Source organism: Streptomyces sp. NPDC046716, assembly GCF_040645755.1.
GTDB lineage: Bacteria > Actinomycetota > Actinomycetes > Streptomycetales > Streptomycetaceae > Streptomyces.
In genome coordinates this window covers 1-7,517 of sequence record NZ_JBEYYU010000124.1, presented here as the reverse complement: position 1 = coordinate 7,517, position 7,517 = coordinate 1, and the positions used below count along the sequence as shown (strand labels likewise).

The following is a 7,517-nucleotide window of genomic DNA, read 5'->3' as shown; positions in this document are numbered from 1 at the left end:
CCTCGTCGAGGTCCGGCTCGGGCAGGCCGAGGCCGCGTGCGGAGCGGGTGAGCCGGTCGAGGTGGCGGGCGCTCGTCCAGGGGCGCGGGGAACTGCGCGAGAAGCGGCCACCGGCCCGCGGACGACGTCGATGCCCACCGTCATCCCCGTGATCGATACCATGCGGCCAGGCCGCGACCCCCTCGTGAAGGAGACCAGAACATGCCCGGCGACCCCCAGGCGGACTGCCTGTTCTGCAAGATCGTCGCGGGGGAGGTCCCCGCCACACTCGTCCGCGAGACAGAGACCACGATCGCGTTCCGGGACATCAACCCCCAGGCCCCCACCCACGTCCTGGTGATCCCGCGCGTCCACCACCCCGACGCCGCATCGCTGGCCGCGGCCGAGCCGGACATCGCGGCGGACGTGCTGCGCGAGGCGGGCGAGGTCGCCAAGGAGGAGAAGCTGGAGAGCTTCCGGCTCGTGTTCAACACGGGCAGCGGCGCCGGCCAGACCGTCTTCCACGCGCACGCCCACGTCCTCGGCGGCCGCGGCCTCCAGTGGCCCCCCGGATAACCGCGGCCGACTCCTGATGTCCGTACGGGAATTCGTCGTCCTCGGCACCGCCAGCCAGGTGCCCACGAGGCACCGCAACCACAACGGCTACCTGCTGCGCTGGGACGGCGAGGGCATCCTCTTCGACCCCGGCGAGGGAACGCAGCGGCAGATGCTGCGCGCCGGGGTCGCCGCCCACGACCTGCACCGGATCTGCGTCACCCACTTCCACGGCGACCACAGCCTCGGCCTCGCGGGTGTCATCCAGCGGATCAACCTCGACCGCGTCCCGCACCCGGTGACCGCCCACTACCCGGCGTCCGGGCAGCGGTTCTTCGACCGGCTGCGGTACGCGACCGCGTACCGCGAGACCGTAGGGATCACCGAGGCACCGGTGGGCGGCGAGAGCGCGGTGCTCGCCGAGACGCCCGGCTACCGCCTGGAGGCGCGCCGCCTGTCCCACCCCGTCGAGTCGTACGGGTACCTCCTCGTCGAGCCCGACCGGCTGCGGATGCTGCCCGAGCGTCTCGCCGCGCTCGGCATCGCCGGGCCGGACGTCGGCCGGCTCCAGAAGGCGGGCGAGCTGCGCGGTGTCACGCTCGCCGACGTCAGCGAGACGCGGCGCGGGCAGCGGGTCGCGTTCGTGATGGACACCCGGCTCTGCGACGGCGTCACCGCGCTGGCCGAGGGCTGCGACCTGCTCGTCATCGAGTCGACGTTCCTCGACGAGGACGCGCAGCTGGCCGCGGACCACGGACACCTCACCGCCGGACAGGCCGCCGCGGTCGCCCGGGACGCAGGCGTGCGGCACCTCGTGCTCACCCACTTCAGCCAGCGCTACGCCGACCCGGCGGAGTTCGCCCGGCAGGCGCGGGCCGCCGGGTTCGAGGGGGAGCTGACGGTCGCCCGCGACCTGGACCGCGTCACCGTACCCAAACGCCGCTGACCAGGGCGCCGTACGATGAAGGGATGTCCCACGCACCACTCGCGCCCCTCGGGTCGCACGCCCTGATCCCCAAGGCCGAGCTCCACCTGCACGTCGAAGGCACCCTCGAACCCGAGCTGGCCTTCGAGCTCGCCGCCCGCAACGGCATCACCCTGCCGTACCCGGACACCGAGGCGCTGCGCACCGCGTACCTCTTCGCCGACCTCCAGTCCTTCCTCGACCTGTACTACGCGCTGATGGCCGTCCTCATCACCGAGGACGACTTCGAGGCGCTGGCCGACGCCTATCTGGCCCGCGCCGCCGCGCAGGGCGTGCGGCACGCGGAGATCTTCTTCGACCCGCAGGCCCACACGGCCCGCGGCGTGGCGATGGGGACGGTCGTGGAGGGCCTGTCGCGGGCGCTCGCGCGCAGCCAGGAGCGGCACGGGATCTCCACCAAGCTCATCCTGTGCTTCCTGCGCGACCAGTCCGCCGAGTCGGCGATGGAGACGCTGGACGAGGCGAAGCCGTACCTCGACAGGATCGTCGGCGTCGGCCTCGACTCCGCCGAGGTCGGCAACCCCGCGTCGAAGTTCCGCGAGGTGTACGAGGCCGCGGGCGCGCTGGGTCTGCGCAAGGTCGCGCACGCGGGCGAGGAGGGCGACCCGAGTTACGTGTGGGAGGCCCTGGACCTGCTCGGCGTCGAGCGCGTCGACCACGGCCTGCGGTCCCTGGAGGACCCCGAACTCGTGGCCCGGCTCGTGCGCGACCGGATCCCGCTGACCCTGTGCCCGATGTCGAACGTGCGGCTGCGCACCATCGACGTCCTGGAGGACCACCCGCTCGTCGCGATGATGGACGCCGGCCTCGTGTGCACGGTCAACTCCGACGACCCGGCCTACTTCGGCGGCTACGCGGGGGACAACTTCCACGCGGTCGGCGAGGCGCTCGCCCTGGACCACGAACGGCTGCGGGAACTGGCCCGCAACTCGTTCGTGGCGTCCTTCCTGGACGGCAGCGCCGAGGAGGAGGCGCTGCGGGCGCGCTACCTCGCCGAGGTCGAGGCGTACGCGTTCGAGGACTGACCCCCCGATCGCTGGGGGCCCGCCGTCGTGTACGCGCCCTGGACCGGTTCCGGTCCGGCCTCGGACACGGCCGCGGGCACCTCGATCTCGTAGACCGGCTGCTCGGGCAGGCCGGACGGCGGGACGATCGCGCCCACCGGGGCGCCGCTGCGCCGCCGGGCCGCGCCCGCGAACAGCGGCCGCCCGCCGGTGTGCAGGGCCACCGCGGTCAGCGGCACCGCGAGCAGGAGCAGCAGCACGGCGAGGACCGCGCCCATCGTGGGGAAGCCCGCCGACTGCGACAGCGAACTGCCCACGAGCGGGCCGCAGGCCGTGCCCAGCGAGGACGCCGAGCCGACCAGGACCGCCCAGCGGCCGCGCGGGTCCAGGGACGCGGCGAGGCCGAGCAGGTAGGACAGCACCACCGGGTAGAGGGTGTTCCAGGCGATCTCGCCGGCGGCGAAGGAGCCCAGGCCGTCGGCGCGGGCGCTCAGCGCGATGCAGCAGGCGATGGCCGCCGTGCCCGCGCCGATCGGGACCGCGCGGCCGAGCCGGGCGCCGAGCGCGCCCGCGCCCATCACTCCGAGCAGTCCGGCGCCGAGCCCGATCGCGAAGACCGAGCCGACGGCGATCTCGGACAGGCCCGCCTGCTGGGTGCCGATGCGGCTGCTCACGCCCCACAGGGAGTTCTGCGCCATCGACCAGCAGACGATCACCGCGGCCAGCACCATCCCTGAACGGGCGTACGGCAGGGGCGACTTGGGTGCGGGGGCCGCGCTGTTGTCCGGGCCCGCCGGGGCCGCCAGGAAGTGTGTCGCGGGCCAGACGCACAGCGCGGTCAGGGCCAGCGCGGCGAACGGCAGCCCGTGCCCGGTGCTGATGCGGGGGATCGTGAGATAGAGGGCGCCGGCGAGCGCCGAGACGGAGAGCAGGCCGAGCGTCGAGGCGCGGTGCGGATCCTTCTGGGCGGCGATCCCGGTGGCGGCGACGGCGGTCGCGGTGCCCGAGCCGAAGCCGCCGAGCATCGCACCCGCGACGACCAGCGGGACGGAGGAGGCGAGGGCCGCGGTGCCGTAGCCGACGGCCGCGAGGAGCAGTCCGGCGCGGGCGGCGCGGCGCGCTCCGATCTGCTCGACGCGGGTCGCGAGGGTGAGGCCGGCGGTGGCCGAACTCAGCAGCAGGGCGCTGCCGATGAGACCGGCCTGGGTGGGGTTCAGGCGCAGGCTGTCGGCGAGACGGCCGACAACCGTGGGCAGGAGATAGGCGGCGAGGTACCCGGCCGCGAAGAGGGCTATGAGCGCGGGCCGGGGAGTGCGCGAGGACACGGGCGTTCCTGTAGGACGGACCCCCTGCCTTGGACGCTGTTTTGGGCAAGGGGGTGGTAAGGAAAGGGGTGTGGGAGCGCGACGTCTTTGCGAACGGGACCGAACCGGGGACGTTGGGGCGCGGCCAATTTGTATCAACCCGAAAGGGCCCCGAGAAAGCCGGGATGTTGTGACGCGCGACACATTTGGTTTGTGGGTGGTTCGACCGGGTAGCCGGAGTGACTTTCCGGCGGACGGCGGGCGACTTTCCCGTTGATTCCGAGAGCCTGAAGACAGGCCTCTAGCGCCAGTCGGGCGTTCCCGAGGGGGCCCGGCGGGCGGCCGCCAGCTCGATCTTCGAGCGGGTCTCGCGCATGACCGTCACGATGCGTTCCTCGTGCTCCGGCGTCAGCCGCACCACCGGCACCGAGCAACTGATCGCGTCGTGCGCGGGGGTCGCGTAGCGCAGCGCGAAGCCGAAGCCCGCGATGCCCGCGACGGCCTCCTCGCGGTCGACCGAGTGGCCGCGCCGCCGGGTCGCCGCGAGGTCGGCGGCGAGCGCCTCCCGGGTGGTGCGGGTGTGGTCGGTGGCGGGGGCGTACGGGCCGGGCGGGAGCGTGTCGTCGGCGCGCTCGGCGAGCAGCGCCTTGCCGAGCGCGCCGACGTGCGCGGGCAGCCGGCGGCCGACCCGGCTGATGGTGCGCAGGTACTCGTGCGACTCGCGGGTGGCGAGATAGGCGACGTCGAAGCCGTCCAGCCGTCCCAGGTGGATGGTCTCGCCGAGCGCGTCGGACGCCTCGTCGAGGAAGGGCCGGGCGGCGCGCACGTACGGGTCCGTGTCCAGATAGCTGGTGCCGGTCAGCAGGGCGTGGATGCCGATGCCGTACAGCGAGCCGGTGACGTCGGTGCGGACCCAGCCGCGCGCGATCAGCGTCCGCAGCAGCGCGTACATGGAACTGCGCGGCACGGCCAGCTCGTCGGCCAGCTCCTGGAGGCGGGCCGGGCGGTCGCCGCGGGCGGCGAGCACCTCGAGCAGCTCGACGGTGCGGGCCGCGGACTTCACCTCGCGGACACCCGGCATCTCAGACATGGGCCGATCGTAAGGCGACGCCTGTCGTCCCCATTGACGTCGCGTGTTCGCGTATCTAATCTCCGTCTACATGTGTGGATGTCATCTACGTACGGAGACAACACGGTGACGACGAAGACGGTGGAGCGACTGCGCGACGGCATGGCGCGGGGCGTGCTCTCCTTCCCGCTGACCAGCTTCCGGGCCGACGGCTCGCTCGACCTCGACGCCTTCCGGGAGTACGTCGCCGCGCAGGTGGCCACCGGCCCCGGCGCGGTCTTCCCGGCCTGCGGCACCGGCGAGTTCTTCTCCCTCGACGAGGACGAGTACCGGCAGGTCGTCACGGCCACCGTCGAGGAGAGCGCGGGCCGGCTGCCCGTCGTCGCCGGGATCGGTTACGGCTGGGCACAGGCCGCCCGCTTCGCCCGCATCGCCGAGGAGGCGGGCGCCGACGCCCTCCTCGTCCTCCCGCACTACCTGGTCGGCGGACCGCAGAGCGGGCTCGTGGCGCAGGTGGAGCGGATCGCGGAGCGCACCCGGCTCCCGCTGATCGTCTACCAGCGCGACCAGGTCGCCTTCGGCGTCGAGTCGCTGAAGGCGATCGCCGCCCTGCCGACCGTCATCGGCCTCAAGGACGGCCACAGCGACCTCGACCGGCTCCAGCGCCTCACCCTCGCCGCACCGGACGGCTTCCTGTTCTTCAACGGAGCCGCCACCGCCGAGATGCAGGCACGGGCCTACGCCGCCGTGGGCGTCCCCGCCTACTCCTCGGCCGTGCACGCCTTCGCCCCCGAGATCGCCGCCGCCTTCCACACGGCCCTGCGCGACGGCGACCACACCCGCGCGGACCGGCTGCTGCGCGACTTCTACGTCCCCTTCGTCGAGATCCGCGACCGCGTCCCCGGCTACGGCGTCTCGCTCGTCAAGGCCGCCGCCCGGCTGCGCGGCCGCCCCGTCGGCCCGGTCCGCGCCCCGCTCGCCGACCCCGGTCCGGCCGACCTCGCCGACCTGGAGCGGGTCCTCGCCGCCGGCCTCGACCTCGTACCGCCCACCCCCACCGGAGCCGCCCGATGACCGATCTGACGATCACCGACGTCCGCCTCACCCCGATCCTCGTCGCGGACCCGCCCCTGCTGAACACCCAGGGCCTGCACCAGCCGTACACGCCCCGGCTCATCGTCGAGGTGGTCACGGCCGACGGCGTCACCGGCGTCGGCGAGACGTACGGCGACGCCAAGTACCTGGAGCTGGCCCGCCCCTTCACCGAGCTACTGACCGGCCGTCAAGTCTCGGATCTGAACGCCCTGTTCGAGATCGCGGACGCCGTATCCGTCGACGAGTCCCGGGTCGACCACCAGGTCGACGTCGGCGGCCTGCGCGGCGTCCAGAGCGCCGACAAACTCCGCCTCTCCGTCGTCTCCGGCTTCGAGGTCGCCTGCCTCGACGCCCTCGGCAAGGCGCTCGGCCTGCCCGTGCACGCCCTCCTCGGCGGCAAGCTGCGCGACACCGTCGAGTACAGCGCCTACCTCTTCTACAAGAACGCCGAGCACCCGCCCGGCATCCCCGCCGAGCGCGACGACTGGGGCGCCGCCCTCGACCCGGCCGGGGTCGTCGCCCAGGCCCGCCTCTTCCACGAGCGCCACGGCTTCGAGTCGTTCAAGCTCAAGGGCGGCTGCTTCCCGCCCGACGAGGAGATCGCCGCCGTCCGCGCGCTCGCCGAGGCGTTCCCCGGCAAGCCGCTGCGCCTGGACCCCAACGGCGCCTGGTCCGTGGAGACCTCGCTCCGGGTCGCCGCCGAGCTGAAGGACGTACTCGAATACCTGGAGGACCCCGCCCTCGGCACCCCCGCCATGGCCGAGGTCGCCGCCCGGGCCGGCGTGCCCCTCGCGACCAACATGTGCGTGACGACCTTCGCCGAGATCCCGGAGGCGTTCACCACCGGTGCCGTGCAGGTGGTCCTCTCCGACCACCACTACTGGGGCGGGCTGCGCAACACCCGGCAACTCGCCGCGATCTGCCGCACGTTCGGCGTCGGCGTCTCCATGCACTCCAACACCCACCTGGGCATCAGTCTCGCCGCCATGACCCACGTCGCGGCCACGGTCCCCAACCTCCACCACGCCTGCGACTCCCACTACCCGTGGCAGTCCGAGGACGTCCTCACCGAACGCCTCACCTTCGACGCCGGCCGCGTCACCGTCTCCGACGCCCCGGGTCTCGGCGTCACTCTCGACCCCGACGAGGTCGCCCGCCTGCACGCGCGCTGGCTCGATCCGTCCTACGCGCATCTGCGGGACCGGGACGACGCGGCCGCGATGCGGGTGCTGGAACCTGACTGGTCGACGCCGGCCGTCCCGCGCTGGTAGTTCGTCCGCGGGCCGGTGGGGGCCGGTCGCGCAGTTCCCCGCGCCCCTGAGCGCCGCCGTGGCGCGCCGTTCGTTCGTCCGCGGGCCGGTGGCCTCTTCCCGCGCAGTTCCCCGCGCCCCTGAGACGAGCTCCGCTCGTCCAGGGGAAGGCGCGCGAAGCGCAGCCTTCAGGGGCTCGGCCACCGTCCCGGCCGCCCCGATCGGTGCCTCCGTCGCCGTCCCGGCCATCGGCCTGGCTGCCGTGCCGGTCACCCC

Annotated in this window: 7 protein-coding genes and 1 pseudogene; 5 read left to right on the top strand and 3 right to left on the bottom strand. The window is 73.4% G+C overall.

All coding sequences use genetic code 11. The features are described from left to right. Positions 1-85, bottom strand: a pseudogene (locus ABZ930_RS41050) (4-amino-4-deoxychorismate lyase); the annotation flags it as partial. Between the two features lie 116 nt (positions 86-201). On the opposite strand from ABZ930_RS41050, the gene ABZ930_RS41045 reads away from it, so the two are divergent. From ABZ930_RS41045 to ABZ930_RS41035, 3 genes are read left to right on the top strand one after another with little or no spacing between them, the layout of a single operon-like run. Then, positions 202-555, top strand: a complete 354-nt coding sequence (locus tag ABZ930_RS41045; RefSeq protein WP_361560628.1) for a histidine triad nucleotide-binding protein — start codon at positions 202-204, stop codon at positions 553-555. Positions 556-571: 16 nt separating this feature from the next. Continuing rightward, positions 572-1,480: a ribonuclease Z gene (locus tag ABZ930_RS41040; RefSeq protein WP_361560626.1), complete on the top strand. Its 909-nt coding sequence runs from the start codon at positions 572-574 to the stop codon at positions 1,478-1,480. Between the two features lie 23 nt (positions 1,481-1,503). Further along, positions 1,504-2,544 carry an adenosine deaminase gene (locus tag ABZ930_RS41035; RefSeq protein WP_361560623.1) on the top strand — a complete coding sequence of 347 codons (1,041 nt, stop codon included), beginning with the start codon at positions 1,504-1,506 and terminating at the stop codon, positions 2,542-2,544. On the opposite strand, the gene ABZ930_RS41030 is transcribed toward ABZ930_RS41035, so the two are convergent. Together ABZ930_RS41030 and ABZ930_RS41025 are read right to left on the bottom strand one after the other, a co-directional pair. Further along, entirely contained in the window at positions 2,505-3,848 is a 1,344-nt protein-coding gene (locus tag ABZ930_RS41030) for an MFS transporter (RefSeq protein WP_361560621.1), read from the bottom strand. The genes ABZ930_RS41035 and ABZ930_RS41030 overlap by 40 nt on opposite strands. A 280-nt stretch (positions 3,849-4,128) precedes the next feature. Continuing rightward, positions 4,129-4,917, bottom strand: a complete 789-nt coding sequence (locus ABZ930_RS41025; protein ID WP_361560618.1) for an IclR family transcriptional regulator — start codon at positions 4,915-4,917, stop codon at positions 4,129-4,131. Between the two features lie 78 nt (positions 4,918-4,995). Here ABZ930_RS41025 and ABZ930_RS41020 point away from each other — a divergent pair, with 78 nt between their 5' ends. Both ABZ930_RS41020 and ABZ930_RS41015 read left to right on the top strand, forming a co-directional pair. Next, positions 4,996-5,970, top strand: coding sequence for a 5-dehydro-4-deoxyglucarate dehydratase (locus ABZ930_RS41020; RefSeq protein WP_361560615.1), 975 nt, complete (start codon positions 4,996-4,998; stop codon positions 5,968-5,970). After that, positions 5,967-7,262 (top strand): glucarate dehydratase family protein, encoded by a 1,296-nt coding sequence (locus tag ABZ930_RS41015; protein WP_361560612.1) that lies wholly within the window; start codon positions 5,967-5,969, stop codon positions 7,260-7,262. The genes ABZ930_RS41020 and ABZ930_RS41015 overlap by 4 nt, the downstream gene beginning before the upstream one ends. The last annotated feature ends 255 nt before the right edge of the window (positions 7,263-7,517 follow it).